Annotated in this window: 27 protein-coding genes; 16 read left to right on the plus strand and 11 right to left on the minus strand. The window is 39.7% G+C overall.

The window, feature by feature from the left end; genetic code table 11:
- Nucleotides 1-11: 11 nt before the first annotated feature.
- The 11 genes from QS795_RS00700 to QS795_RS00750 all read right to left on the minus strand — a co-directional run bounded on the left by QS795_RS00700 (nt 12) and on the right by QS795_RS00750 (nt 9,447).
- The gene (locus QS795_RS00700; RefSeq protein ID WP_154602190.1) at nt 12-296 is read right to left on the minus strand and encodes a helix-turn-helix domain-containing protein; all 285 of its coding nucleotides are present in this window, start codon (nt 294-296) and stop codon (nt 12-14) included.
- A 1,327-nt stretch (nt 297-1,623) separates the two neighbouring features.
- Nucleotides 1,624-3,612, minus strand: a complete 1,989-nt coding sequence (locus QS795_RS00705; RefSeq protein WP_286271542.1) for an inverse autotransporter beta domain-containing protein — start codon at nt 3,610-3,612, stop codon at nt 1,624-1,626.
- Nucleotides 3,613-3,930: 318 nt separating this feature from the next.
- Nucleotides 3,931-4,356 carry a YbaY family lipoprotein gene (locus QS795_RS00710; RefSeq protein WP_286271543.1) on the minus strand — a complete coding sequence of 142 codons (426 nt, stop codon included), beginning with the start codon at nt 4,354-4,356 and terminating at the stop codon, nt 3,931-3,933.
- 26 nt (nt 4,357-4,382) lie between these two features.
- Nucleotides 4,383-4,811 carry a winged helix-turn-helix domain-containing protein gene (locus QS795_RS00715; RefSeq protein WP_154638530.1) on the minus strand — a complete coding sequence of 143 codons (429 nt, stop codon included), beginning with the start codon at nt 4,809-4,811 and terminating at the stop codon, nt 4,383-4,385.
- Nucleotides 4,812-5,145: 334 nt separating this feature from the next.
- Nucleotides 5,146-5,631, minus strand: coding sequence for a hypothetical protein (locus QS795_RS00720; protein WP_230089109.1), 486 nt, complete (start codon nt 5,629-5,631; stop codon nt 5,146-5,148).
- Nucleotides 5,621-6,301 (minus strand): hypothetical protein, encoded by a 681-nt coding sequence (locus tag QS795_RS00725; RefSeq protein ID WP_318626731.1) that lies wholly within the window; start codon nt 6,299-6,301, stop codon nt 5,621-5,623. The genes QS795_RS00720 and QS795_RS00725 overlap by 11 nt, the downstream gene beginning before the upstream one ends.
- On the minus strand, nt 6,279-6,830 hold the full coding sequence (locus QS795_RS00730) for a hypothetical protein (protein ID WP_286271549.1): 552 nt from the start codon (nt 6,828-6,830) through the stop codon (nt 6,279-6,281). Before QS795_RS00730 ends, QS795_RS00725 begins: the two co-directional genes overlap by 23 nt.
- Nucleotides 6,814-7,563 (minus strand): type III secretion system inner membrane ring lipoprotein SctJ, encoded by a 750-nt coding sequence (gene sctJ / locus QS795_RS00735; protein ID WP_286271552.1) that lies wholly within the window; start codon nt 7,561-7,563, stop codon nt 6,814-6,816. Before sctJ ends, QS795_RS00730 begins: the two co-directional genes overlap by 17 nt.
- Nucleotides 7,564-7,566: 3 nt before the next feature.
- The gene (sctI, locus tag QS795_RS00740) at nt 7,567-7,863 is read right to left on the minus strand and encodes a type III secretion system inner rod subunit SctI (RefSeq protein ID WP_154602196.1); all 297 of its coding nucleotides are present in this window, start codon (nt 7,861-7,863) and stop codon (nt 7,567-7,569) included.
- A 65-nt stretch (nt 7,864-7,928) separates the two neighbouring features.
- Nucleotides 7,929-8,240, minus strand: a complete 312-nt coding sequence (locus tag QS795_RS00745) for an EscF/YscF/HrpA family type III secretion system needle major subunit (protein ID WP_286271555.1) — start codon at nt 8,238-8,240, stop codon at nt 7,929-7,931.
- Nucleotides 8,241-8,253: 13 nt separating this feature from the next.
- The gene (locus QS795_RS00750; protein WP_286271556.1) at nt 8,254-9,447 is read right to left on the minus strand and encodes a PrgH/EprH family type III secretion apparatus protein; all 1,194 of its coding nucleotides are present in this window, start codon (nt 9,445-9,447) and stop codon (nt 8,254-8,256) included.
- A gap of 219 nt (nt 9,448-9,666) precedes the next feature.
- Between QS795_RS00750 and QS795_RS00755 the strand changes: the two genes are divergently transcribed.
- The 16 genes from QS795_RS00755 (at nt 9,667) to QS795_RS00830 (ending at nt 25,715) form a co-directional block, all read left to right on the plus strand.
- On the plus strand, nt 9,667-10,500 hold the full coding sequence (locus QS795_RS00755; RefSeq protein ID WP_286271557.1) for an AraC family transcriptional regulator: 834 nt from the start codon (nt 9,667-9,669) through the stop codon (nt 10,498-10,500).
- Nucleotides 10,490-12,190, plus strand: coding sequence for a type III secretion system outer membrane ring subunit SctC (sctC, locus tag QS795_RS00760; protein ID WP_286271558.1), 1,701 nt, complete (start codon nt 10,490-10,492; stop codon nt 12,188-12,190). Before QS795_RS00755 ends, sctC begins: the two co-directional genes overlap by 11 nt.
- Complete coding sequence (gene sctW, locus QS795_RS00765; RefSeq protein WP_286271559.1) at nt 12,181-13,293, plus strand: type III secretion system gatekeeper subunit SctW; 1,113 nt, start codon at nt 12,181-12,183, stop codon at nt 13,291-13,293. The genes sctC and sctW overlap by 10 nt, the downstream gene beginning before the upstream one ends.
- Nucleotides 13,294-13,316: 23 nt before the next feature.
- Complete coding sequence (locus QS795_RS00770; RefSeq protein WP_286271560.1) at nt 13,317-15,383, plus strand: EscV/YscV/HrcV family type III secretion system export apparatus protein; 2,067 nt, start codon at nt 13,317-13,319, stop codon at nt 15,381-15,383.
- 11 nt (nt 15,384-15,394) lie between these two features.
- Nucleotides 15,395-15,799 (plus strand): InvB/SpaK family type III secretion system chaperone, encoded by a 405-nt coding sequence (locus QS795_RS00775; protein ID WP_154602203.1) that lies wholly within the window; start codon nt 15,395-15,397, stop codon nt 15,797-15,799.
- 6 nt (nt 15,800-15,805) lie between these two features.
- Entirely contained in the window at nt 15,806-17,098 is a 1,293-nt protein-coding gene (gene sctN, locus QS795_RS00780) for a type III secretion system ATPase SctN (RefSeq protein ID WP_318627168.1), read from the plus strand.
- Nucleotides 17,098-17,550: a hypothetical protein gene (locus QS795_RS00785; protein ID WP_286271561.1), complete on the plus strand. Its 453-nt coding sequence runs from the start codon at nt 17,098-17,100 to the stop codon at nt 17,548-17,550. Before sctN ends, QS795_RS00785 begins: the two co-directional genes overlap by 1 nt.
- Nucleotides 17,525-18,754, plus strand: a complete 1,230-nt coding sequence (locus tag QS795_RS00790; protein WP_286271563.1) for a SpaN/EivJ family type III secretion system needle length determinant — start codon at nt 17,525-17,527, stop codon at nt 18,752-18,754. Before QS795_RS00785 ends, QS795_RS00790 begins: the two co-directional genes overlap by 26 nt.
- Nucleotides 18,754-19,683, plus strand: coding sequence for a FliM/FliN family flagellar motor switch protein (locus tag QS795_RS00795; RefSeq protein WP_154602206.1), 930 nt, complete (start codon nt 18,754-18,756; stop codon nt 19,681-19,683). The genes QS795_RS00790 and QS795_RS00795 overlap by 1 nt, the downstream gene beginning before the upstream one ends.
- A 2-nt stretch (nt 19,684-19,685) precedes the next feature.
- Nucleotides 19,686-20,351 carry an EscR/YscR/HrcR family type III secretion system export apparatus protein gene (locus tag QS795_RS00800; RefSeq protein ID WP_036949952.1) on the plus strand — a complete coding sequence of 222 codons (666 nt, stop codon included), beginning with the start codon at nt 19,686-19,688 and terminating at the stop codon, nt 20,349-20,351.
- Nucleotides 20,352-20,367: 16 nt separating this feature from the next.
- On the plus strand, nt 20,368-20,640 hold the full coding sequence (gene sctS, locus QS795_RS00805; protein ID WP_318626732.1) for a type III secretion system export apparatus subunit SctS: 273 nt from the start codon (nt 20,368-20,370) through the stop codon (nt 20,638-20,640).
- Nucleotides 20,637-21,431: a type III secretion system export apparatus subunit SctT gene (gene sctT, locus QS795_RS00810; protein WP_286271567.1), complete on the plus strand. Its 795-nt coding sequence runs from the start codon at nt 20,637-20,639 to the stop codon at nt 21,429-21,431. The genes sctS and sctT overlap by 4 nt, the downstream gene beginning before the upstream one ends.
- Before the next feature lie 32 nt (nt 21,432-21,463).
- On the plus strand, nt 21,464-22,537 hold the full coding sequence (locus QS795_RS00815) for an EscU/YscU/HrcU family type III secretion system export apparatus switch protein (protein ID WP_318626734.1): 1,074 nt from the start codon (nt 21,464-21,466) through the stop codon (nt 22,535-22,537).
- A 129-nt stretch (nt 22,538-22,666) separates the two neighbouring features.
- Nucleotides 22,667-23,200, plus strand: a complete 534-nt coding sequence (sicA, locus tag QS795_RS00820) for a type III secretion system translocator chaperone SicA (RefSeq protein WP_418055361.1) — start codon at nt 22,667-22,669, stop codon at nt 23,198-23,200.
- A gap of 13 nt (nt 23,201-23,213) precedes the next feature.
- The gene (locus QS795_RS00825; RefSeq protein ID WP_286271571.1) at nt 23,214-24,479 is read left to right on the plus strand and encodes a hypothetical protein; all 1,266 of its coding nucleotides are present in this window, start codon (nt 23,214-23,216) and stop codon (nt 24,477-24,479) included.
- A gap of 67 nt (nt 24,480-24,546) precedes the next feature.
- A protein-coding gene (locus QS795_RS00830) for an IS3 family transposase (protein ID WP_166685554.1) occupies nt 24,547-25,715 on the plus strand; the annotation gives its coding sequence in 2 pieces (ribosomal slippage) (nt 24,547-24,796 and nt 24,796-25,715; 1,170 coding nt in all).
- Nucleotides 25,716-25,718 lie beyond the last annotated feature (3 nt).

Genomic DNA, 25,718 nt, shown 5'->3' on the forward strand with positions numbered 1-25,718 from the left:
AATTACGCATTTCATGCGTAAGATTCAACTGATTCTTGGGATTTATTCTCGTACTTAATATCTTGATTGTCTTGAAATACATCACAAAATATATCACTGATATTAACATCTAATATTTTTGTTACTCTAGCTAAGCAATCAATATCAATACGATTAACACCTCGTTCATAACGGAATAGTTGTTGTTCACTGATATTACATTCTCGTGCTAATTGAAACACAGTATAACCTTGAGATTTTCTTAATGACTTGATTTTTTGTCCGACGGCATAAGCGACAGGAAATTTTCTATTCATAAATATTCTCTATTAAATTATATTGTTGAGATAACAATCAATGTGAATTTTTCAGATTTTATACAAGTGATTTAATATAATCTGTGTATTTTAATTTTTGGCTAAATATATAGTGACCCTCAAGTGCCACTCACTGAATGATATACTATCCTTATAATTATTTTCAATTAGTCCCAAAATGACGCATTAAATATCAGTATGTTCACGATTATTGATTCTAAATATTTAATGTGAAAATTATTTTTTCATTTTCAATAGGTTAAATTTGAATTCATGCAATGTCATAACAAATGTAAATTTTAGTGTATTGTTTTTGATCAATATAATTGGCTATTAATTTTGTTTAATTTAATATATAAAACCAAAAAAACAGAAAATAAAACATTAACAATATTAAGTTTTTATATTTAAACTCTGTGATTTGGGTTAATGGTTTTTGGTTTTTGGTTTATTTCATAAAGACATCAATCTAGGAAGATCGTTATTTGATCAATTTTTTATGATTTAGTGAAATATGTAGATTTAAGGCATCTTAATAGAAATAAAAATATTATTATTTTTGATTTTCTTTTTTTGTTTCTAAAGTGATAGTTATTTTAGTATCAAAGATTTGGTGGCTTAGTGGGTGTTTTGTATGATGATTAAAGTTAAACTTAGTATCAATTATTTTAAGTCAAATTGTACTAAATGGTCTGCTACTTTAGTAGTAAAGGATTTCCTATTTTAAACTTTGTAGTTTAAATATTCATTATATGGCTATCAATAAAGTAATAAAATTCATATTATGACTTATGCATATTTTCAAAAATCTCTAAAATCCCATGATAATTTACTTAGGTATTATTATTTGTTGATTGAATGGTAGGGTCATATGTTGATAAGTCGTAGTCGTTATCATATTCACCTCGAAGAATGCTATGTTTTACAGAAATAGGGTTAATAAATTATTACTTCGCAGGTCGATTTGATACGATGGCTTAATCTCAAAGTCGACGGTATGATCTGTCCGATAGTAAGCATCGGTGGTTTGTTTTCTCTAAAATATTTGGAAGTGAGCTGCTTTTTTCGTCAGTCACGGTAATGGAAATAGTATTTTCCAAGTTACTGTTCGCGATGATACTTGGCTGGATACTTCAATATTATTAGAGTGCACCATAGCCGTTGTGGTATCTGGTAAGAAATCTACTTTCACTTCTTGTGGTTGAGCATTCGGCGTCGTAGCTGTAATGATGATATCCCCAGCCGTACTGGTAATCGTGGGGGTTGCTAGACCATTCGCATCTTTCAGTTGTATCTTGACTTCAATAGGTGACTTTCTGTTAGCTAATTAAGGCGTTTGTGTATTGGGCATGGGCTTTGTAGCTTGGATCGCTGTCGTATCCGCAACGACAGTGACTTTGATTTCAGGGAAGACTGCATTATGGGCTTTGGGAACCAATATAAATCTTTCAGGTTTAGTGCCTGCCGTTAATGTCGCTTCATATTGCCCGGCCGCTAAGCGGGTAAATGGGCTGATTCTGGTGTATGTTGCGGTAGGAGTGGCCTGTGACCCCTTCGCGAGTATCGCATTCTTTACTTTTTGTGTCGTGACTCGCTCAAGAGTGATCTCTTTGGCTGCGAGGTCAATGACATTACCCGCTTTATCCTTAATGGATAACGATAGTTTTTTGCTATTTTTGCCGTCCGCAATTAAATCAATGTTACTGGATAAAATTGTGCTTTTTAAGGTGTGAATAGCAGGTTGAGTAACCGAAACACGAATAATGGCTTTGGAAGATGTATTCCCTTTTTTATCGATAGCAATGGCGGTGATGGCGTAATTATTCGCATTTTTGGTATTTTTATATGAAGGCAACACAAGGCTATATTGGCCATTTTCATTGAGAATATGTCCCCCAGCCGCAACCAGCGCTTCAGCATCCCATTTTATGTAACTTAAGCCATATTTACTGGTTACTGTGAAATTTAAAGGGATTTTTTCCCCTGTGTAGCCTGTGACAGAGTCAGTTATGTTTAAATGGATTACATCATTCTTTTTATAATCCAGAATGATATGGTTGTTACGACTGACAAAATCGTAACGATTACCCATGAGTGAGCGAAATGCATTGACGGATTCTGGATCCAAATGTTGCTTCAAGCTTTTGCCAAATTGGTAGTTCAGTTGCAAACCAATCCGCGAATCTTTTTTGCTGGCTTTCCCTTGGCGATGTTCCGCATTGAATGTGATTAATGGAATCGGCGTATAGTTGAGGCCGACATTGATGGAGTATGGGTCGCGTTGTAAATTTTTGGTGCCGAATAGAGTGACATCATCACCATAATATTGTTCGTAAGTGAGTTTTCCTCCTATATGCGGATAGATAGGTAGCCAACCCTCTGCACGGAGATCCCATCCACTCGATGGTCTAGCTGAATGGTCGACTAATTCTCGCGCATTGCGCCAGCTGCTAAGACGATGGTAGCTGTTGCCTGACAGTTTTAAGAAGTCACGGCGATATTCGACACCTAATCCTAAACGAGAATGGCCACGGGATATATCGTAGTCAAAGAAGGTATTTCCACCGAACATTTGATTGTCACCATACCAGCGCGCACCAAAGCCGAGGTTGGTTTCTATGCGCTGCTCTTGACGATGAAAACTACCTTGAGTAAAAAATAAACTCTCTTCGTTTTCATAAATAGGTAGCAGTAAATCAATTTGTGAATTTTTTAACGAAAATTTATTGTCTGCAACCAGCTTTATTTGTGAGCTACCGAAATGATTAAACCAATCTTGTAGATAACTGCTTGCTGCTGTTGTGACGAGTTCTTTGGCAAATGCTTTGGTTTTTTCATGATTAGGCTGTGTTGTAAAAAATTGGCCTGCTTTAGTAGCAAATTGTGCCAGCTTGATTTCCTCTTCACTCGGCGCTGTGGGAGGAATATAAACCGGTTTTTCGTTTTCCCACTCTAAAGTTGGTAACGGAGCCATAGGAATTTCCAGTTCATCACCTGCTTTAAGGGCCTCAAAACCGTGTGAAAATGTTCTAAATTGATTAAGCTTACGTAATTGCTCCAAACTTATATTATATTTTTTGGCAATACTCTGAGTTGTTTCACCGGCTTGTAGTGTATATGGTCTAGTTTCTCTTAGAATAAGCGTATTTTTTTTCGGTAATAAAAATGTACGTTGTTGTTGATTTTGTTCTGTAAATGCATTGGCTGCGACAGGTGAAAAAATTGATGCCAAAGGAAAACTAATCTGTATTGCAATATTTATCCACGCGATAGATGCAACATAATAAGGATGAAAATCCTTAGACTTGCGATTCATTAAGGAACTCCGAAAATATAGGGTTAATTAAAATTTTATGATGAGTATTTTAAAAATCCCTGCCTTACTAACTATCCTTAAGATTCGCGCAATCATTAAAATTAGCAGCCAATACTCAACGTATATTTGAATGAAGTATATTTACTTTTATGATATTTATTTTTGAATAATTTGGAATTTTAATTAATAAAAAAGAAATTCCGATAAATTCTGGTTATTACTGATTTTCTTTTGCATCGATTTATGAATTTAATAATTTGTCATTAAGTACTAAACTATTTAAATGTTGTGAATGCTAAGGTTTTTAAGTCTAATAAATTAAATAGAGTTTACTTTTAAAGATAATCTTGTCGGTGTAGATTGACTTAACGGCGTAACTTGATTACTCATCATCAGTAATTCACCTTTTTTTTCAACTCTCACGCTCAACCCAAAATAGTGACCTTGGGTTAACAGTGATTCCGGTAAATTAATTGAAAAATTAACCGTTCTCGCTGATTTTCTGGTTGTTAGGGTATAGTCATAATGACTTTTTTCTGAGTAACTGTTTTCGTTTATCGGTGTGAGAGATAAAGTAATTAATGCATCTGCAGGAATATCATGAGACGAGTTATAGATATCACCTTGAATATTAAATGTATTATTTGTCTTATTAATTGGGTTTTTACACGCAAATAAAAATAAACAGCAAGCTAATATAAAAATAGAGTGTAAAATATTTTTTGATATAGCAAATTTAGGCATAGTTTTTCTTCTATTATATAAATAAGTTATTGAAATGAACGATTAAATACTTTCTGAAAAAAACAGCGAACATATGCATACATGTTTTTTTGTTCGTTAAACCTTGATAAAATTGGCATTTCTGACTTTTCACCAGTGTACAAGATTCCAATTCTGGGCAGTGTCATGATGAGGTTTTCATCTAACTCTACTTTCTTAAATGATTGTCGTAATTGCCTGACTAACTTGTAGTAACTGCTTTCAGTTACGATAGTTCCGCGCTTTTCCCAAATTTCATGCATCACTTCTCTCTTGCTATTTGTTTTTAATAACAACAACTTTAAGAGGCAGGATTCATTTTCAGATAAATTCACGGTTCTTTTTCCGCGAGATAGCGTTCTCTTCAGTGGGTCATAAACGACTTGACCACATAAAAGCACCATTGGCTCTATTTGATTGTATTCCATTTTATTCATGATATTTCCCACAGATATAGTTCAACATAAAATTAATTATCAACATCGTGATCATCAGTAAAATCGTGTTCAATATAAAAAACAGTAGGGTAATGAATGGATGAAAAACCAAGATGTTTTTTAAATTTGAACAATGTGTTTTAGTGATGTAAATTTAAACTACTATCTGTGAGTGTATATATCAATTTCAAATTTATTTTTTTTATATTTTTTAAAAAGGAGAGAGTTAAATAGCTTAGATTATAAAAAATGCACTCTAAGCTTATAAATATTCGTCGGTGATAAGTTAAGCAATGAATTAATTTAATAGTACAAAGTTATTCAATCGTTGGAGTTATATAACAAATGGATCTTCATCATCATCGCCATCAAGATTGAAGCTAGTCATATTTTTATTCAATTGTTCAGAAAATGGTGTATTCATTAAACTTATCGACATATAACGTTGAATAGCTTTAGTGAAATCTTTATATAAAGCAGGGTCAGATTCAGATGAGGACTTTAATGTTTGAACGATTTGAGTAATGAATGATTCTTTATCATTGCGGTTCAAATTTACTATGGTTTTAAACACCAGTGCGAATCGTGTTTTATCGCTATCCTGATGTTTAAATTCAGTAATAAAGCTTTGTATTTTAGCGTTTTTATCCTCTGAAATATGGGGGATATTTTTTGCTTGATAGTTTTGTATATCTTTCATGTTATTACGGGATTTCCAAAGGGCACTCATTTTAGTGTGTAGATCGGATGTACTCGATGGTGTATTTCCATGAGTACGTGTAGCTGAAAAAGTATTCAGCAAATTAGGGTCAACTTTCATGTTTTTCTCTCCTTGTTTCTTCTTGTTGAAAAGCGGTTTCTTGCTGGAGAGCGTGTTTTTGTTGAATTAATCGTGCATAAGCTTGTTTATGTTGTTGCAAGGTTAGACAACGGGTCGAAATTGGAAAAATATGCGGTAATATTTTCTCTGCTGCCAGTTTTGGCGTGAATTGTGTAATTTCATTATTCACTTCTAATGTGATCGAATTATCGGGGCTAGTACATATTTTGACGCCGTTAGCTCGAGAGCTTATCTTGGCTTGCAATGAGGCTGGTATGTGTAATTGAACATGGCGAGCTTCGGATTGTAATTGCGTGAAATGTTCTGCCACAATTTCCTGTAGGCGTAAGTCAGTAAATAAACCGATGAGTAATTGAGTTAATTGGTTCTCTGTTTGGCTCACCTTAATTTGGTATTGGGCTTCGCTGTCATTGAGAACACCAATAAAATCATTCAAAAGCTGTGTTAATCCATTTTGGTAGCCTTGTTGATAGGCGATAGCATGAATGCTTTTCTCAGACTGTTGAGCTTGTTGAACATGGGCTTTGGCTTTTTGATGAGCCTGTTTAACAACCGACTGAGCATATCTATTGGTGTCTAAAACTGGATGTTTAATCAGCACATTTTCAATTAAGGTCTGCTGGATATTAGGTTGTGTGTTCTCTGACATAGCGGCAAGTTTCTTCAATAATATTCCAAGGTAGCAAAGTGGAAACCGTGTGAGGGATCATCTGCTGTGTGCTGCGGCTAAACATATATTTTGCGCGGGTAGCATAGCCGTGACTAAAGGTGTTTAAACACATCAAAAGCTGCTCAGCACCCAGTGCAAGTAAATGCTGAGGTGTGTTGATGGAATGTGTTGGGCTTTGCCATAAAGGATGGCTAAATTTCTGATGCAATTGTCGATATTGAGATAGCTCTCCCCACCAAGGAAGAGGATCAGGGTGCTGAATAACCCCTAAACCCCATGCTACAGAAGGTAATAATGACCAATTTTCGGCAAGCATTTCGGGTAATATCAACGTTTTCTCATCGGGTAAATCTAATTGATATTGTTCAATAAGCTGCAAATTTTGCAGCTGTTGTAGCGGAACGGGTAGCTGATGATAATGTTCATCAACAAACTCCGAGTGAAAATAATCCCCCGGTGCTAAGAAAATGTTTTTTTGGTCAATCAGCAGCTTACTCAATTGGGGCATGGCTTGATTTCTCCAGCTCTTCTTCATCGCTTTGTTTATTGTTGCGATGGTATAAATACAATCCAAGTGCAATTAACATACCGATTAATGCCGTGATTAAGGCCGAGGCAATCACGGGATTAAATGCGGGTGTTGGCCCCTTTTTTGTCTGGTAGAGCAAAGGAGGACGGCTAACTATTACCACAGAAACATTGTCATAAGTCGTTTCAGCAAAGCTATTATTCAGAAATAGCTTGATCTTATTCATCATGACTTTTGGGTCTTCATTGCCAGCATAAGTGACGAGACTTGAGACTTTTTGAGCCTGTTTCACGGGACCATTACCAGAAATCGGGTAACTCACATGGACGCGTGCATTCACCACGTTTGGAATGGTCAGTAAAGACTGTTCAAGACGTTGTTCAATCAGTGATAGTAATCGAGTTCGCTCCGCTTGCGGTGAGGCAACCAGTGAGTCTCCAGGGAAAGCATCAATAATTTCCACCGGGTCTTTTGATGGCAAATTATATTGGCGTAGCAAGTCGACAGCGATGACAAAATCTTGAGGATCAACGCGAATTGAGTCTCCGTTTTTGGCATCTTGCTTACGCTTGGCTTCCACACCATGCTCTTGCAAAACGGCAAGAACCTCATTGCTTTGGCGTTGACTTAACTTGCTTAGTAACAGTTGATTGTCACAGCCTAGTAGTAAGCCAATAAACCCAATTAATAGGAATTTCTTTAATATATTCATGGTTTACTGTGCTTTTAATACTGTGTCGATGGCAGAAACGCTTTTATGCGTGAGTGTGCTGACCATATTCAAGATGAGGCTGTAATTACCCACTTGGTTTTGTAATTCCAATAATTTAGCGGGATCGCTTGGGTCAACGGTATTCATTTTCTCCAGAATATCCGCTTTTTCTTGGTTTACAGAGGTCGTGTACTCAGCAAATAACTGCTTCACTTTATCTTCCAGTGGGATAGCCGCGGGTATAGCCGGAGCCATGTCCGCGATATCTGATAGTGTGGAGATTGGATTAATTGGTAACATAAATATTCTCTATAAAGAGAGCATCAGATGAGTGATGCTCTGATGTTAAATAACACGTTACGAGCTTACACGTTACGAATAATGGCTTGTGCCGCATCTTTAATGGACTTCATTACGTTACTTTGTAATTGACGAGCCATATTATAGTTACCGCTTAAAGCTGTGATTTTACCCAGAACCAGCGGGTTATCGACTTCCAGATTTGGGTTGTCAATCATAGACTTTAATTCATCTGCGATAGTTTTAGTTCTTTCGCTAATACCTGCGGAGCTGCGATACATCATGCCCCATTTGTTATCTGTTGCTGTGGTGGATTCTTTTTCTAATGCAGATGCATCCCAATTACCATTTGTATTATTAATACCTGGGGTTGCCATATTTATTACCTCATTAATTAGGTCTAATTGAGTTAAACAACCAATGATTATTACCTAATAACGTAATACCATTGGAATTGGTGATAAACGATTTTCCAGCCAGTTCATTATTGGAAAGGGAGACGGAAAATTGAATTTGCTTGGTTCCCCACTTTTGACTAAATGAATTGGTGAAACTAATTAAAGAGAGAGTCTGTTTATCATTTAAGCTGTCTCTTATAACAAAGATAACGTAGTTACCTTTGGTTATTCTTTGCCATTTCACATTACTTTCAGTTAACCCTAACTCGGCTTTCTTGATGAGCTCCTCAAGTGGAACTTGTACAAGCTGGCTTTGGTTATAACAACTGAAGTAATTAGATAAAATGCGATAAATGTTTTTATCATCATTATTCGGCAGTGGATTTTTAACGACTCGAATAATGGGATGACAGGGATTTCTAATATCAACCTTTAATAAATTAGGTATGGTATCTATTAACTTTTCTTCAATTTCTTTTTCAAGCGCATTTATGTTTTTGATAGTGTATTTTGCTTGGTAATCTGACTTTAATAATACTTGGCGGCTCCAATCTTCATCTCTTTGAGACTTAACTAGAATAAGCACTTCACCTTTTTTATTTTGTGTATATGTAATAGGGTAATAGCTTCCTTTTAATATATTATCTATATTTTTAATTTGTTTTTCAGTGTTATTTTTTGGATTATTTTGGAATTCAACGAATAATATAAAAATAACGGCAAATAGTAATAAAAAGGCAAAGAAATATTTCTTATTAAACGTTGGCTTCTGTTTTATGGCAATGGGACTTTGCTTTGAAAATGGTAGTGACTGAGATGGTAATGGTTTTTGGTTTTTTTTAGAGAAATTCCATTCAGTATTCAATGATTTAATTGCAATTGGAAAGGTGTCAATGAGCAATATTTCTTGTAGTGTGACAGTGAGGTGACGACTTTTCCCATCTTGTTTAAGATTAATTGCAAGGTTATTATTAGATTCGTCATTAGAAACAATAGAAAATTCACACTGGGTATGTTCACTAGGAATATAATAGGTTGTAAAGCCGTTTTCATCTATTTCCGTTTTGTATTTAGTATGTTGCCCAACGATAATAAGATTTTTATCGATGTTAATCATTAGCTCTTGACTATTCATCGAACCACTAATAATTTTCATTATACAGGTGTGGTATTTTGTTTCTATCATAAGATAATCTCAATTAATAAAAAATAGCAAATCATATTGACTTCAATGCTCAGTATTTAAATATAAGAACATAATGTATGTCAGCTGAATTTATCTTATTCATTCACACCCTGTATTTTTATTATTAATTCCAAAATATTCCAGAGTATTCATTTGTTTTTTTCTACTTAATCACTGACTCTACATCAAGTAAAAATCAATGGATAAGGCCTATTTATAATGTCGAATAAAGATATTGCTAAATTATTGGAGAGTAGAAATAGTTGCTTTTCTTTACAAGACGTATTGGTCTTGTCAATACCAAAAGAAACTGTAACCTCAATAAAAACTGCAACCTCAATAGAAAATATAACCACAGAAAAAGCGAAAGCAACGCTTTGTTATAAATCTCGGTATACAAATTTAAATATTAAAGTACAAGAACCCGCTATCTTTGTTTGCGATCTGAATGAATTAACGATTGAAGATGAAACTTTATGGGATATCTACACCATGGAGTTGTCAGAACTCGTTGAAACGCTTGCTATTATTGATACTGCAATGGGCCAATCTTTTCTTGCAAAAAAAGCGACCAGAGAGAGTGATGAAAATCAATTAGGTGAATTCATTCTATTTGACGATGAAATATCAGCACCTATTTTAATTAAAAATATCGTGATTGATTTGATCATTAAAAAACAGCCGTTATTTGATGATTGGTGTGATGTATTAAGGCGTTATGAAGCGTATGGAATGATGCGCTTTTTAATTTCAGCCGCTCAGCAAGACAAAAATGCCAATATCAATCAACTGTGTGCCCGTTATGGCATTTCAGCTTCTTATTTTAGGCAACTTTACCGAGAAAACTTTAATAAAACAGCTAAACGCAAAATTATGGGCGTACGTATGGGGGCGGCCATTTTGCAATTAATTGAAAGTGAAAGTTCTATTTTAGATGTTGGGTTAGAAGCAGGCTACTGCTCTGCCTCTCACTTCACGAATGATTTGAAAAAAGAATTGGGATTAACCCCATCAGAAATAAGGCACCTTGGAGCAACGTTATATGAGCAGTAAAAAATTAATGGTGGTTTTTATTTCGCTGTTTTTACTGAGTGTAAATATCAATACCGCTCAATCAGAAATGATGATTGCAGAGCCGGTGACACAAGAAAGAAGTGCAGACACGTTTGTGGCGAATAATATCGTGGTAGGTAAAGTGTTTGATGCGGTAGCTGAACAAATTAACAAGCCGATTATTTTAAGTAAATTGGCATCCCAGAAAAAAGTGACGGGAAATTTTAACCTCGCGAATGCCGATGAAATGTTTAAAGCCTTAACGCGTCGTATCGCGTTAGTCTGGTATGACGATGGCGCAAGCATTTATGTCTATGATAATAGTGAAATGCGCAGTTTGATTATCCCGACCCACAAAGTCAGTAGCCAACAAGTTATCAGCTATATCCAACGTAATGGCATCTATGATGCGCGCTTTCCGGTGCGTTCCCAAGGTGGCGACACCATGTTATTTGTGTCGGGGCCACCGCTCTATGTTGAGTTGATTAAAGGCGCTGCGCTGTATCTTGGCGAGCAACTTAAACAAGAAGAAAAAACCAGTGGTAATGTTGCTGTGATCCCGCTGAAACATGCCTCTGTAAGCGATCGAAGCTATTCATTGCGAGGTCAATCGATCACAGTGCCTGGCATGTTATCGGTGATCAGCTCCCTGTTTAAAAGTGGGGGCAGCAGCGTTGAAGAAACCCTCGAAATTTTACCTGCAAAGCTCAATACCGATGGGGATGAAATTGATGCCTTAATGGATGCGCCAATTGGTGGCGCTCGTCCTGAAAATCGCCAAGTTACCGTCAGACGTGGTGGCGCATCAAATAGCACATTTTCTCTGGTTGCTCATCCTGATAGCAACAGCCTGATTGTGAAAGGCCGCCCCGAGCAGATCCGCTATGTTCGTGATTTGATTAAAACATTAGATAACCGCCGCCGCCAAGTGGAACTCTCCTTGTGGATCATCGATATCACACGCTCTGAATTGGACAATTTAGGGGTGAACTGGGAAGTTGGCTCATTTAAGGTGGGTGGTGGCTCTGTTTCTTTCAACCGAAGCACCTTACCCGATAGCAGCAAGTTTTTAGTGCAAATTGATGCCCTAAGCAAGAATGGTAATAGCCAAATTGTCTCGCGCCCAGTGTTGTTGACCCAAGAAAATGTTCCTGCACTGTTTGATAACAACACCAGCTTCTATGCCAAGTTACAAGGTGAACGTACTGCAACCCTCGAATCTGTCACTTATGGCACGATGATCAGCGTCATGCCACGCATTTCAGCCGGCCAAAGTGTCGAAATGGAAGTGAATATCGAAGACGGTGCAGAGAACCGCGATAGCAGTGGTAAAACGTCCAGCGTTGAAGGGCTTCCAACGGTTAACCGCACCAGTATTAATACAGTGGCACGTATCACCAAAGATAGCAGCCTGTTAATCGGTGGGTATACCCGCGACCAATATATTGAAAATGAAAGCAAAATTCCTCTTCTTGGCGATATTCCTTGGGTTGGCGGCTTATTCCGTCATAGCTCAACCAATCAACAAAAAATGGTGCGGATCTTTTTAATTCAGCCGCGTTTATTGGATGAAAACGAAGTGTGGGATGGACGACAATTTTCCGAGAAAACCCGTATTACACAAAAAGATAGCCAACTGCATGGAACCGTACAGTTCCTCCAGCAATACATGAGGGATTCATGGCAATAACCCCGCTGAGCTACAGCAACCGTATGCTATTGAATGTGCAAGACAAGAGTCGTACAGCCACGAAAAGCAGTGATGACTCTGATGAAGCTGCACGCGGTGCGGGGGTAATTGATAGTTCCAGCGAATACGCTTCGATGGCGATGCTGGCCGCGAGCCATATTCGTCGAGGCGGCTCGAAAAAGGAACAAGAAGAGGAGTGGATGCGCTTTGCTGAGCGCATCTTAGAAAATAATGCGGACGAAAAAGTGTTGAGGATTGAAGGCGTACTTAATCGTCAGTTGATGACACCTCAGCAGTTACGAGCCTTTTTATTGCAGTTTTTCTCTGATCCTAGCGATTTACTAATGGTGCTTGCCGCGCTGAACAACCGTAAAAAACTCAAGCAGGAGCAGATTGACCATTTGCAAGAGCTAGAGCGATTACTGCTAACGGAAGATACCAACCGTACGGCGCAGGCAGGCGCAAATATTGCGCTAATCGCAAAAGTGTTTGCCCAAACTTTGCGTGAAAGTGCGGGGAACTTACGCACCTTATACCGCGAATTTATCGGCTATGACGGCCCAGTGGTCTACTTATATGAACAATGGGTGGAAGAAATGGAACTGGCTCAGCGGGAAAACATGATGCGTTATCTCGCAAGAGCCTTGGCATGTGATTTACAAGCACTGCCGTTGGGAGATCTCAATATCAGTGAGTTTGGCAGCTTCTTCACGCGAATTGGTCGTCTGCGTGAGTTGCAGTCACTAGACCGGGCATTTAGTCAGCAATTTCTCCAATCGAGTCTGTTTCGCCAGCAAGTGCAGTTGTCGCAAAACCACTTGCAGCAGAGCCAGTTGGAGAAGGTGCTAAGCCAGCTATTTACCAGTGGGATCCGTAACCAAGAAAGCTTTAATGACAAGCTTTTGAACTTCATTCAGGCGCAATTAAGTGCCATGACCACAGATCTACGCGCCCGCTTTGTTCAGCTTTTGATTATTGCGTTTTCAATTATCCCCGTTGCCATTTTTCACTCATTGGAAGCGCGTGATGAATTACTCGACCAATTAAAAATACAGATGGATCAACTGTTGGCGCAAGAACAACGCTTACGTCGACAACCCTAATTTGATAGGAAATACACGATTTCATGAAAAACTTAACCGGATTTTTACTGCAGATCCGTAATCGCCCTGAGCTGATGGTGCTAGTCATCATGGTGATGGTTATTGCGATGCTGATTATTCCGTTACCTACCGTCTTGGTCGATTTATTGATTGCACTGAACATTATGATTTCGGTGCTGATATTTATGAGCTCGTTTTATATTACGCGCGTCCTTAACTTCCAATCCTTCCCGTCTATTTTGCTGATTAGCACGTTATTTAGATTGGCACTATCTATCAGTACCAGCCGACTTATCCTGCTTGAAGCGGATGCTGGCGATATTATCGATACCTTCGGTCAGTTCGTTATTCAGGACAATTTAGTGGTGGGAATGGTGGTCTTCGCTATCGTAACTATCGTGCAATTTATTGTTATCACCAAAGGTTCAGAACGTATTGCTGAAGTAGCTGCTCGCTTCTCCTTGGATGCTATGCCCGGAAAACAGATGAGTATCGATGCGGATTTACGCGCTGGGGTTATTGATGAAGCGACGGTAAAAATTAAACGTGGCGAGCTGGAAAAAGAGAGTCAATTATTCGGTTCTTTTGACGGTGCGATGAAGTTTATCAAAGGGGATGCCATTGCCGGTATTGTGATTATTTTCGTCAACTTAATCGGCGGAATATCCGTGGGTACGGCTCAGCAAGGGATGGATCTCTCCACGGCATTAAACACCTTCACGTTATTAACCATCGGTGATGGGTTGGTCGCGCAAATACCCGCGTTGCTTATCTCTATCAGTGCGGGCTTTATTGTGACCCGCGTGGGCGGCAATGATAAAAACTTAGGCGAAAACATTGTTTCTGAACTTTTTGACAATGATTTCACCATCCTGATCACAGCATGCATCGTGCTATTTATGGGTTTTTTACCCGGATTCCCAACCGCTATTTTCTTGTTCCTTGCCGCATTATTGATGGGATTATTTGCGACCCGCTATTTTAAAAAACGCCAAGCACAGCGAAAAGAGCTGCAATTAGGTGAAGAAAATCTGCAAACCGAAGCCACTGAAGGGGAAACTCAACGCGCGAATGATGACTTCGACGATGAATATATTCCAGAAACCTTACCGGTCATTATCTCGGTTAATCAACAATATAAGCAGCACCTAGAAGATAATAATTTTCTATCTCGCATGAAAAAAGATGTGTTTATTCGCTATGGATACCGCATCCCAGATATTGCCATTAACTATTCACCTATCGTGCCAGAAAACAAAATTGTGGTGTTGATAAACGAAGTAAAAGCGGGTGAATACGACGTCTATTTTCATGGTCAGCGCTTACTGACGGCGAATGATGAGCTGGAATACCTTGGTATGAAACTCATCAAATATACCGATGAATATGGTTCAGTCAGTACTTGGTTTGACAACCAATACAGCGAAAATGTAGAGCAGCTCGGTTTATTCGTGCGCGATGACGTGACAGAAATGATTGATTGCGTCAGTACGTTGTTATTACGCCACATCAATGAATTCTTCGGGATCCAAGAAACTAAAAATTTACTGGATGATCTTGAAAGAAAATATCCCGAATTACTGAAAGAATGTTATCGACACGCCACCGTACAAAAAGTCACGGAAGTTTTCCAACGTCTATTAATGGAAAAAATTTCGGTGCGCAATATGAAATTAATTATTGAAACTTTAGTGCAATGGGTGCCCAAAGAGAAAGACAGCATGATGCTGGTAGAACATATTCGCAGCTCCATGGCGCGTTATATCTCATCCCGTTTCTCGGTGGAAGGGCGTTTGAATGTCTTAATGGTGAATGCCGAACTTGAAGACACCATTCGCCAAGGTATCCGCCAATCATCCGGTGGCGTTTATCTACATTTAGAACCTGAAAAAAGCAACGAACTTATTCAAGCTGCTGAAGTGGCATTAGAAAACAGTTACTTATCTGTTAGGGATATCAATGTATTGGTACCTGTGGATATCCGCAGGTTTGTGAAAAAAATCTTAGAAGGTCGTTTCCCTGAACTTGAGGTGCTCTCATTTAATGAGGTTTCCGAAATGGTGAAGGTCAACGTTATTAAAACGATATAAGGAATATGTAAATGAAATACCGTTTTGTCGAGAAATTGAATGAATTTTTAAATTCTATGGGGCGTAGTGATTTAATTAATCCGCAGCTTGATTGCCATTCCAATATTCAACTCGAAATGGATGATGCACCTGCGATTAATATCGATTTGTCATCCGATGATTTAATTATTTGGTGCAACTTAATGGAATGCAATTACAGCCGACTCGATGCATCCAGCGCTTCATTATTAAAAGACATTTTAGAGTATGTCCCGCGTAATTTTCACGCGGGACAACCTGCACTGAATCTCATCGAAAACAACTTGGTGCTATCGGCAGTATTAAAGGCGACTTCATTGGATAACATGCAATTATTTGCAGACTCTTTTGACGAATTTTTTGAGCGCGCCACCGAATTGCGTCTGCAATTATCGTAATTGATGATGAAAATTTTTGACGTTTGCGCACATCCTGTGCGCATTCATGGATGCTTGATTGAAGCCCCATTGAATGGCGTATTTATTGGCGAGATTTGCTTTATTGAGCAGTCATTGGCACAGCCAAAAATTATCGCCAAAGCGCAAGTGATAGGCTTCAAAGAGGGGCTAACGGTGCTGAGCCTAATTGGTCGTGCTCAGGGCTTCACCCGTGAAGTGGTTATTCGTCCAAGTGGCTACCCGTTTGTATTCCAAATGGGGGAGCACCTTGTGGGGAATATTTTTAATGCCGCAGGGGAATTAGAAGGCGCATTAAGCCAGAAAAACAGCGAAATCACTCAGTTAAAAACCAAACTGCAACGCATTGATAATCCTCCGGTAAGTGTAAATAAACGCCGTCCAATCAATGAACCGATGGTTACGGGAATTCGTGCTATTGATGGATTGTTGACGTGCGGGGTAGGCCAGCGCATCGGTATTTTTGCAGCCGCGGGTAGCGGCAAAACCTCATTAATGAACATGCTGATCAATCATGCTCACGGGGATATTCATATCGTGGCATTGATTGGTGAGCGTGGGCGAGAGGTGATTGAATTTATTGAAGAACTGAAACTGTCCCCCCATGCGGATAAAACCATTCTTGTGTATGCCACCTCTGACAGCCCGCCGATTGAGCGCTGTAATGCCGCCTTGTTGGCGACGGCGATGGCGGAATATTTCCGTGATTTAGGTAAGCAAGTTTTATTGTATGTCGATTCGATGACCCGTTATGCAAGGGCATTACGCGATGTGGCTCTTGCGGCAGGGGAACTCCCCGCACGTCGTGGTTATCCCGCCTCTGTTTTCGAACAACTCCCGTTATTACTCGAACGCCCAGGGCGCGTAAAACAGGGTTCAATTACTGCGTTTTACACCGTGCTATTAGAGAGCGAGGAAGAAGCCGACCCTATCGGAGATGAGATTCGCTCTATTTTGGATGGGCACATTTACCTCAGTCACAAACTTGCAGGACGAGGACATTATCCTGCGATTGATATTTTGCACAGTATTAGCCGTGTTTTTCAGAAGGTAACAACGCCGGAACATCGCCGATTTGCTGTCGATATTCGTGAAAATTTATCTCGCTTAGAGCAGATCAAGTTGTACCTCGAATTGGGGGAATACCAGCGAGGTGAAAGCCAAGAAAATGACCATGCGTTAGATAAACAGCAGGATATCAATCATTTCTTACAACAAAACATGGATGAATCAGAGGGCTTTGAGGAGATATTAGCCCAATTACACCATTTGGCATCCTGATGATTAATCAATTATTAGTGTTGACTGAAAAGCGTCTCGAAAGAGTGCAATTAGAGCAAAACAAGCTGAAAAACGCCATTTTGCAGTTGCAGCAACAGCGTCAAGATATCCACCAACGGATAGCTATATTAGCTCTGCAAGTGGGGATGTATGAAAAATCTGAAGAATTAACGCAAATGGATTTTTGGGAACGGCAACGGCAAAAAGCTGTGGTTTTATCAGAAATCGCCCAATGTGAATTTCAGATAGAAAACATCGACGCTGAATTATCTAAGTATCATTTATTGAAGCAGCAAATGGCTGAACAAACGTTCATTTTGCGTAATAAGTGCGAGAAATTCCGAAAATATCTCAAGCAACAACGTAGGGCGCAGTGGTTAAAATTAGAGCGCCAGCAACAAAATGAAATTGAGGAGCTGTTTGTTCATGTCGACAATAAAATCATTGCCTAATGAAAGTAAATTTAATTCCATGATGGAAGGTAAAAGTGCGTCGCTAGGTTTTCATCATCAACAATATGATCAGCAAAAACCGGGTTTTCAAAAGGAAGGCGGGCAACAGCATTCAGTAAAAAAAGCCGCTCAGGATATTGTTCAGAAAAAACTGACTCAAGTGTCTGGCAATAAAATAAAGCCCAAAAAACCAGTAGAAGAGTTGGCAATACCCGTTCTGTTGAACTTGCCGACGCCAATCCAGCACATTTACTCTGGTGGGAAAGTGGCATTTCTCTCTGCAGAATATGGCTCAGATAAAAAAAATAGTGAAGCGAATCATTCGTTAACGGCACAATCCGATAGCTCACTAAGTCAAACGGTGAGTGAAGGCGATATTCCACCGAGCACTTTTAACGCCAATGTTGGAGCGGTATCGATTGGTCAATTGGTTGACACGAAAACCGTTAAAACAAAAACAATGGAACAAAAAGCGGCTCGATTTTTGTCAGATAACCCGGCAAGTGCAAAGCAAACTCAATGGATGGATATTCCATTAGTGCAGCAGACTGAAACTGTGGAAATGGCGACATTGAAATCGCCTCTGCTTGATGGTCAATCAAACATAGTGGATAAAACGCCACCTTCGTCTGAACCTGTTATGCAAAATCAGCCGGTGCCAAATGAGCATTTGGCAGCTCAATATTTTCCCGACATGGAAAACCTCAACATTGAAAAATCATTTGTGATTCAATCGGATGAAATGGATATAGCCAAGAGCATCTTAACGCAAGTGCACGCAGAAATGGGGGAGAAATCACTGGCTGTGATACCCCAAATCTCGACTTCTCAAACTCCAGCTTCCCAAACATCAGCGTCTCAAGCCTCAGCACATATACAGCAAGCCTCTTCAATGGTCAGTAAGGTCGCTGAACTGATGGCAGCTTCCGAGGTTGAAAGTTCTAAAACAGTGCCTTCACGTACTCTGAGCTACACCTTTAGCCAATGGCAAAATGCACCAACGGTCTCTTTTGCTTTAGCGAGCGCCAGTAAAGATCAGGTGGTGGCATCAACGCTAAGCCATGAAGTTCAGCAGGTTTTGCAAGACAACCAGCATCTATGGACAGGCGAGCAAAAAATGGTGATCCGACGTGAAGAACATGAAGGTCAACAGCGTCAACAGCGTCAACGGCAGCAACAGCATCAGCAAGACGAGGAATCCTAATGCTAAATATTTGTCGAATTAGCCACCGAGAAAAGCAGGTGAGAGAGTGGCAGCAGCGTTTTCAATGGGACTTAGACATACATACTCCCAAGGTGGGAGAACGCTATTTTCAAGTCACCCTACACAGTAAAACGCAGAAAATCCAAGTGCTAGTGAATGCTGAAGAATGGTGCCGTTACCGCTGGCCTAAATTGGCTCACTATGCATGGAATCTCTTAGATACCAAAAGCTTATGTAAAGTTTTTACTTATGAAAATACCGGAAAGACGTTTTTCTCCGAGCAATTCCGTTGTCATTGTGTCGAGATTATTGATGATGAACAGCTTCAGCAACCTTGGTTAACTGTGAAAGAAAAAAAACTTGGCATTGTATTGCTAGCTGAGCCTATTGAAGGGCTAACTGAGCGTAAGGCGCAAAACGGGATAGCCGAGCAGCTTAAGCTGCAAGCCGACTGGATTTTAGGTTATAGCCATATCAGTCGTAAAACTTTGCAGTCTATCGCGCTTGGCGATGTGCTGCGTATTCAGCAATTGCAATTAGACATGACCGTTGCAGGGCGTGTATTGGCCCATTTTCAAAAACAACAAGAAGGCATTTTTATGATTGAACAGTTAATGACAGCAGATGACGAACAAATAGCTTCCGTGGTGGAAGAGGAGTTTGTCGATGAAACTGTTCGTCCTTTTAATTTGCAGGACATTACAGTCAAATTGACCTTTGTATTGGGTCATTCAGACATCAGTGTAGAGGAATTGAATTCGCTCCAGCCGGGGGCAATCTACTCAATTGGTGAAAACAAAGAGCGTGAAGTGAAGGTGTATGCGAACAAACAACTGATCGCGGAAGGTGAGTTGACCTATATTGGTGATAGTGACGAATTAGGCTTAGAAATTAAGCGATTGGTAAGCTTAGGCGATAAAAGGTTATAAGCATGCCAACAGTACCGAATGAAATTCCTTTATTAGTTCTGATCGCGTTTTCCACGCTACTCCCTTTTATCATTGCGGCAGGCACGTGCTATCTGAAAATTTCGATTGTACTAATCATGGTTCGAAATGCGATGGGGGTGCAGCAAGTGCCTTCAACAATGGCATTAAATGGTATTGCTTTGCTGCTGTCCATTTTTGTCATGATGCCGGTACTGCAAGATGTGAACAATTATATGCGTCACGAAAGCGTGGACTTTAGTAATGTGGAATCCATCGACAACTTCGTTGATAACGGGCTAGGGCGTTATAAAGATTACTTAGTTAAATATTCTGATCCTCAATTAGTGAATTTTTTCGAGTCTATTCAGCAGGGTAAAACGGAAGCCGAGGTGCAAGAAGAGCAAGCGGCACCAACGCTGTTTTCATTACTGCCAGCCTACGCATTGAGCGAAATTAAATCCGCGTTTGAAATTGGTTTTTATATCTATTTACCGTTTGTGGTTATCGACTTGGTGATCTCAAGCATTCTGTTGGCGCTCGGTATGATGATGATGAGTCCCGTGACTATCTCAGTGCCAGTGAAATTGATTCTGTTTGTGGCAATAGATGGATGGTCACTGATTTCGAAAGGGCTGGTGATGCAATATTTCGAACTCGCACAGCATTGACGTAAGGGAATAGAAAATGGATTCAATCATTTATGTCAGTAATAAAGCGATGTTGTTGATCGTCATACTGTCGGCTATTCCTGTGATTGTGGCGACGGTAGTGGGGCTGTTAGTGGGGCTTTTGCAAACCGTGACTCAGCTTCAGGAACAGACATTACCTTTTGGTATCAAGTTATTAGCGGTGTTTGGTTCCTTATTTATGATTTCAGGCTGGCTGGCGGATAAAGTGATGAATTACGCCATTGAAGTGATGACTACGGCGTTGCCAGCCATAGGATTATTGGGATGAATCAGGAGATGCTTGGGCTAGCGGCATCCTTGTATTTTAATTTCCAGCAAGGGTTAGTGAAAATCGCGTTTGCGTGGTTGCGTATTGCCCCTGTCATGTTTTTTTTGCCTTTTTTGAGTAACAAATTACTCAATGGTGGGATCATTAAAAACTGTGTCGTTGCGTATTTGGCGTTAGGAATGTGGCCTTATCTTACCGCTCGCGAAATAAATTGGGATGAAATCAGTCTCAGTGAGGTTTTTATTTACGAAATCAGTATTGGCATTGTATTGGCGCTGATTTTAGGGCTGCCATTTATGATTGCCAATGTTATCGGCGAGTTGATAGATACCCAGCGGGGAGAAACCATTAGTAGTATTGTAGACCCTGCAAGTGGTACGGAAGCCTCTGAACTGGCAGTGTTTATCAGCTATATCGTGTGTATGGTGTTCTTAGCGCAAGGGGGGATGTATCAACTTGCTAACGTATTTGCACAAAGCTACCAATTATTACCCTTTGCCCATGGGTTTACTTCATTCAATAGTTTGCCGTTAGGGGAATGGATAAATAAGGCAGTAGTGAATGGCGTGATATTAACGGCACCGATTATTGTGACACTCTTTATTTCGGAAGTCGCACTCGGGTTATATTCCCGTTTTTGTCCACAATTAAATGCATTTTCATTATCTTTGGCAATTAAGTCGATTATCGCTTTTATTGTGTTTTTACTTTACTTCCAAAATGAAGTTCCGGATATATTGGTTAATATGATTTCGATATCGCCATTAAAAACTATTTTTTATTCATCTTAATGAATATTGATACAGGATGATGAGACTGTGTTATGGCTGAAAAAACAGAAAAGCCTACCGACAAAAAAATAAAAGATTCTGCCAAAAAAGGACAAAGTTATAAAAGTAAGGACACTATAGCAGCGATTGTTTTAGTTACTGGTGCATTTGTTATTGGCGGAATGTCCAGTTTATATGAACTGGGTGGGTTAATGAAAAAATTATTATTAAACCCACATGATATTCATATCGACAATTTACTTTGGCAATTCTCAAAAATATTTTTGAGCATAGTGGTGCCTGTTTTGATTGCCTGTTTTTTATCAGGCACCATTATTTCACTATTACAGAGTCGATTTAGATTAGCGACTGAGGCAATCAAACTCGATTTTACAAAATTAAACCCAATTGCTGGATTTAAAAAAATATTTTCTTTAAATTCGCTTAAAGAATTAATTAAAGCCATTCTATATTTGTTGGTCTTTAGTGTTTCCGCTGCAACCTTTTTTGTGGTGTGGCGGCACGAAATTTTCATGCTATACCGTACCACGATCAATGGCATGATGACGCAATGGGTAAGTCTTTGTATTATTTTTGTTTTTGTTTTTCTTGTCGTAGCGATAGTTATTGTTTTGGTGGATGCAATTGCCGAGTTTTTCTTATTTATTAAAAACCTAAAAATGGAAAAACAGGAAGTCAAAAAAGAGTACAAAGATAATGAAGGCGACCCTCATATTAAAAGTGCACGTAAAGGGCTACACCAAGAAATATTATCAGAGGAAGTGAAGTCGAATATTAAAAATTCGACGTTCGTTATGGCAAACCCGACACATATTGCCATGTTGATTTATTATGATTCGAATATCGCACCACTACCTTTCTTAATGTTAAAAATGCGCGGAGTACAAGCTAAAGCTGTTGTTAAATATGCAGAGCAACAGAATGTACCCGTGGTAAGAGATATTATTTTGGCTCGCCAAATATGGCGAAATTATAAAAAAGATAGTTTTATTGATGAGAATGGATTGCAGGATGTAATGCAGATTATTACTTGGCTGATTCGTGTGGAATTAGAAAAATTAGGAATAGATGTTGATGAAGCATTGGAGCAGTTAATTTCATCATGAATCGATGGCGCGATAAATTAATTTATTCACTCATTGAATCGTTTTTTATAAGAAATGGAAAATTTGATTATTTATGATGCAACAGAGCCGTTTGCGTCATATATCACATATTAATAACGAGGTGACTATATGAACCACACTGAAACAGGCAGTTCCCAAACTGACAGCACTCAAATCGAAATGGAAGCATTACTCGACGGCATTACCACAGCACTCATGGATGGGGCAACGTATAAAGATATTCATGGTATTCCGCAAACAACGATGGATGGAATTTATGCCTATGCTTATGAATTTTATCAGCAAGGAAAATTAGAGGAAGCGGAAACCTTTTTCCGATTTTTAAGTATTTACGATTTTTATAACACTGACTATGTCATGGGATTAGCTGCTGTTTATCAATTAACGAAACGTTATGAGAAAGCAACGGAATTATACGCACTCGCCTTTGTTTTGGCGAAAAATGATTACCGACCATTATTCCATGCTGGGCAGTGTAATTTGATGCTGAAAAAAAGCAGTGCGGCAATTCACTGTTTTGAAAGCGTCGTTGAAAACAGTCTTGATGCTGATTTACAGAAAAAATCAGAGGCTTATTTGAGTGCTTTAAAAGCAAACTTCGAAAAAGCAGAGCCATCAGAATTATCGGACTCTAACACCTAGAGAAGGAAATATCATGAGTCAAGTCACTATGCCCGGCGTTAGTAGCGCTTCAGGTAACGATAGAATTAATAATATTCATACTTTCTTGAAAGGAAATAACCCTCTGGGGTTAGGTGAGGCAAGTGCAAAAGCGGTATTAGCCTTAGAAGAGGCATGTGGCGAATTAATGTCTTCAGAACAAATGAAGCGTCAACGTTCAGAGCATCTTCCAAAGCTAGTAGAGCCCAAAATGTCGGCAATGAAAATGTCACCAGAGGCTCAACAAGCTAAAGGGTTTAATGCAAACGCAGTACTGATTGAAACATTTTCAACCATTCGCCAGTTATTACATGAAGGTAATATTGGTGAGTTAAATAACCGCCTGCAGTTATTAAATATTGAATCGGAAGCATTGCGTCAAAAAGGTGCTGAGTTATTGGATTCCTTTGCTGGTTCTACTGAGCAGCTTAACGATATCCATGACAAAATGACTGAAAAAAAGGCTCAGTTAAATCCGCTGAATCTTAAATCTAACTCACTGGCGAATCAACGCTCGAGAAGTGAGGCTTTATTTACCGGTAATGAACAAAAGCTTACCAAGCTAAGCACTAAATTAGCAGAAAACAAAACCGCATTAGCTCAATTAGATTCACTTCCGAAACCTTATACCGAAGAGGTGTATAAGCAAGAGGGGATGTTGGAAGCGAACATTGCGCAACTTTCGAGTGAAATTGAGCAAATTACCCAACAGCAAAAAACGTTAGATTCAAACATTACAGTCTTCGATAGCGAGCTTAGTGTACTTAAAAATGAGATTAGCCAGTTAAATTCATCATTAGATTCATTGCTAGATGACTCCACAAAGGTAGCGGCAATTGCCGATGAAGACCGTCAGAAATTAAATCAATTTATAGAGACGGCACCGCTTCAAACGAATGTTGATGGTGAAAAGTGGGAAAATACTATTGCGTTGTTAACCATGCTGACAGCTCAATTGAAAAAAGCGATGAGTGAAGATTCAATCCGCAATATGAAAGAGCAAGAAGAGGTGATGATGAAAATCAATGAAGCCTCTCGTAAAGACTCTGATAAAAAAGCCAAAGAAGCCGCCGAAGCAGAACGTAAAGCGGCAGATGCCAATAAAGCGGCATCCTGTGCCAGTAAAGTATTTAGCTACATAATGTTAGCTGTTTCCGTCATCGCCACGGTGGCGACATTCGGTGCAGCCGCTCCACTGACACTTGCCATTGCTGCGATTGGTATTGCAATGTCGATAGCCGATATTGTCTTGGAAGTGTAGTGGTTTAATAAATTTGGCCACCTGAACAGAGGTGATATGCTCACCTCAGAACAACACAGGTGCCTTAATGAAAAAACGAAATTTCAGTGCAGAATTCAGACGTGAATCAGCCCAGCTGGTTGTGGATCAGAACTATACAGTTGCAGATGCCGCGAAAGCCATGAATGTCGGGCTTTCCACCTTGACGCGGTGGGTAAAGCAATTACGGGACGAACGGGCAGGCAAAACACCGAAAGCATCCCCTATCACGCCGGAACAAATTGAGATACGTGAGCTGAAGAAAAAAATTCAACGTATTGAAATGGAAAACGAAATATTAAAAAAGGCTACCGCGCTCTTGATGTCAGACTCCCTGAACAGGTCTCGGTGATCGGGAAACTCAGAGCGCATTATCCTGTGGCCACTCTTTGCTGCGTGTTCGGAGTTCACCGCAGCAGCTATAGATACCGGGAAAACCGGCCTGACAATCCGGACGGCAGGAGAGCCGTATTACGTAGTCAGGTTCAGGAGCTGCACGGCCTCAGTCATGGCTCAGCAGGTGCAAGAAGTATCGCTGTAATGGCAACACACAGGGGCTTCCGGATGGGACGATGGCTTGCCGGACGGCTAATGAAGGAGATGGGGCTGGTGAGCTGTCAGCAGCCTGTTCACCGGTATAAACGTGGCGGTCATGAACACATTGCTATCCCGAACCACCTTGAGCGACAGTTCGCAGTGACAGAGCCCAATCAGGTATGGTGCGGCGACGTAACGTATATCTGGACCGGTAAACGCTGGGCATACCTGGCCGTTGTACTCGACCTGTTCGCAAGGAAACCCGTGGGCTGGGCAATGTCATTTTCTCCGGACAGCAAACTGACAACCAAAGCGCTGAAAATGGCATGGGAAATACGAAATAAGCCATCCGGGCTCATGTTCCACAGTGATCAGGGTAGCCACTATACAAGCAGGCAGTTCCGACAGTTACTGTGGCGATACCGGATAAAACAAAGTATGAGTAGGCGTGGTAACTGCTGGGATAACAGCCCGATGGAGCGCTTCTTCAGAAGTCTGAAAAATGAGTGGGTGCCGGTGACCGGCTACATCAGCTTCAGTGAAGCAGCCCATGCAATAACGGATTATATCGTCGGGTATTACAGCGAAGTCAGGCCGCATGAATATAACGGTGGATTACCACCAAACGAATCAGAAAACCAATACCGGAAAAACTCTAAAACCGTGGCCAATTTTAGTTGACCA

This window comes from Providencia zhijiangensis, assembly GCF_030315915.2.
GTDB classification, from domain to species: domain Bacteria; phylum Pseudomonadota; class Gammaproteobacteria; order Enterobacterales; family Enterobacteriaceae; genus Providencia; species Providencia zhijiangensis.

Excerpts from the sequence above, each read along its gene's own strand:
- QS795_RS00700 (WP_154602190.1), bottom strand. The coding sequence starts at position 296 with ATGAATAGAAAATTTCCTGTCGCTTATGCCGTCGGACAAAAAATCAAG.
- QS795_RS00705 (WP_286271542.1), bottom strand. The coding sequence starts at position 3,612 with ATGAATCGCAAGTCTAAGGATTTTCATCCTTATTATGTTGCATCTATC.
- QS795_RS00710 (WP_286271543.1), bottom strand. The coding sequence starts at position 4,356 with ATGCCTAAATTTGCTATATCAAAAAATATTTTACACTCTATTTTTATA.
- QS795_RS00715 (WP_154638530.1), bottom strand. The coding sequence starts at position 4,811 with ATGAATAAAATGGAATACAATCAAATAGAGCCAATGGTGCTTTTATGT.
- QS795_RS00720 (WP_230089109.1), bottom strand. The coding sequence starts at position 5,631 with ATGAAAGTTGACCCTAATTTGCTGAATACTTTTTCAGCTACACGTACT.
- QS795_RS00725 (WP_318626731.1), bottom strand. The coding sequence starts at position 6,301 with ATGTCAGAGAACACACAACCTAATATCCAGCAGACCTTAATTGAAAAT.
- QS795_RS00730 (WP_286271549.1), bottom strand. The coding sequence starts at position 6,830 with ATGCCCCAATTGAGTAAGCTGCTGATTGACCAAAAAAACATTTTCTTA.
- sctJ (WP_286271552.1), bottom strand. The coding sequence starts at position 7,563 with ATGAATATATTAAAGAAATTCCTATTAATTGGGTTTATTGGCTTACTA.
- sctI (WP_154602196.1), bottom strand. The coding sequence starts at position 7,863 with ATGTTACCAATTAATCCAATCTCCACACTATCAGATATCGCGGACATG.
- QS795_RS00745 (WP_286271555.1), bottom strand. The coding sequence starts at position 8,240 with ATGGCAACCCCAGGTATTAATAATACAAATGGTAATTGGGATGCATCT.
- QS795_RS00750 (WP_286271556.1), bottom strand. The coding sequence starts at position 9,447 with ATGATAGAAACAAAATACCACACCTGTATAATGAAAATTATTAGTGGT.
- QS795_RS00755 (WP_286271557.1), top strand. The coding sequence starts at position 9,667 with ATGTCGAATAAAGATATTGCTAAATTATTGGAGAGTAGAAATAGTTGC.
- sctC (WP_286271558.1), top strand. The coding sequence starts at position 10,490 with ATGAGCAGTAAAAAATTAATGGTGGTTTTTATTTCGCTGTTTTTACTG.
- sctW (WP_286271559.1), top strand. The coding sequence starts at position 12,181 with ATGGCAATAACCCCGCTGAGCTACAGCAACCGTATGCTATTGAATGTG.
- QS795_RS00770 (WP_286271560.1), top strand. The coding sequence starts at position 13,317 with ATGAAAAACTTAACCGGATTTTTACTGCAGATCCGTAATCGCCCTGAG.
- QS795_RS00775 (WP_154602203.1), top strand. The coding sequence starts at position 15,395 with ATGAAATACCGTTTTGTCGAGAAATTGAATGAATTTTTAAATTCTATG.
- sctN (WP_318627168.1), top strand. The coding sequence starts at position 15,806 with ATGAAAATTTTTGACGTTTGCGCACATCCTGTGCGCATTCATGGATGC.
- QS795_RS00785 (WP_286271561.1), top strand. The coding sequence starts at position 17,098 with ATGATTAATCAATTATTAGTGTTGACTGAAAAGCGTCTCGAAAGAGTG.
- QS795_RS00790 (WP_286271563.1), top strand. The coding sequence starts at position 17,525 with ATGTCGACAATAAAATCATTGCCTAATGAAAGTAAATTTAATTCCATG.
- QS795_RS00795 (WP_154602206.1), top strand. The coding sequence starts at position 18,754 with ATGCTAAATATTTGTCGAATTAGCCACCGAGAAAAGCAGGTGAGAGAG.
- QS795_RS00800 (WP_036949952.1), top strand. The coding sequence starts at position 19,686 with ATGCCAACAGTACCGAATGAAATTCCTTTATTAGTTCTGATCGCGTTT.
- sctS (WP_318626732.1), top strand. The coding sequence starts at position 20,368 with ATGGATTCAATCATTTATGTCAGTAATAAAGCGATGTTGTTGATCGTC.
- sctT (WP_286271567.1), top strand. The coding sequence starts at position 20,637 with ATGAATCAGGAGATGCTTGGGCTAGCGGCATCCTTGTATTTTAATTTC.
- QS795_RS00815 (WP_318626734.1), top strand. The coding sequence starts at position 21,464 with ATGGCTGAAAAAACAGAAAAGCCTACCGACAAAAAAATAAAAGATTCT.
- sicA (WP_418055361.1), top strand. The coding sequence starts at position 22,667 with ATGAACCACACTGAAACAGGCAGTTCCCAAACTGACAGCACTCAAATC.
- QS795_RS00825 (WP_286271571.1), top strand. The coding sequence starts at position 23,214 with ATGAGTCAAGTCACTATGCCCGGCGTTAGTAGCGCTTCAGGTAACGAT.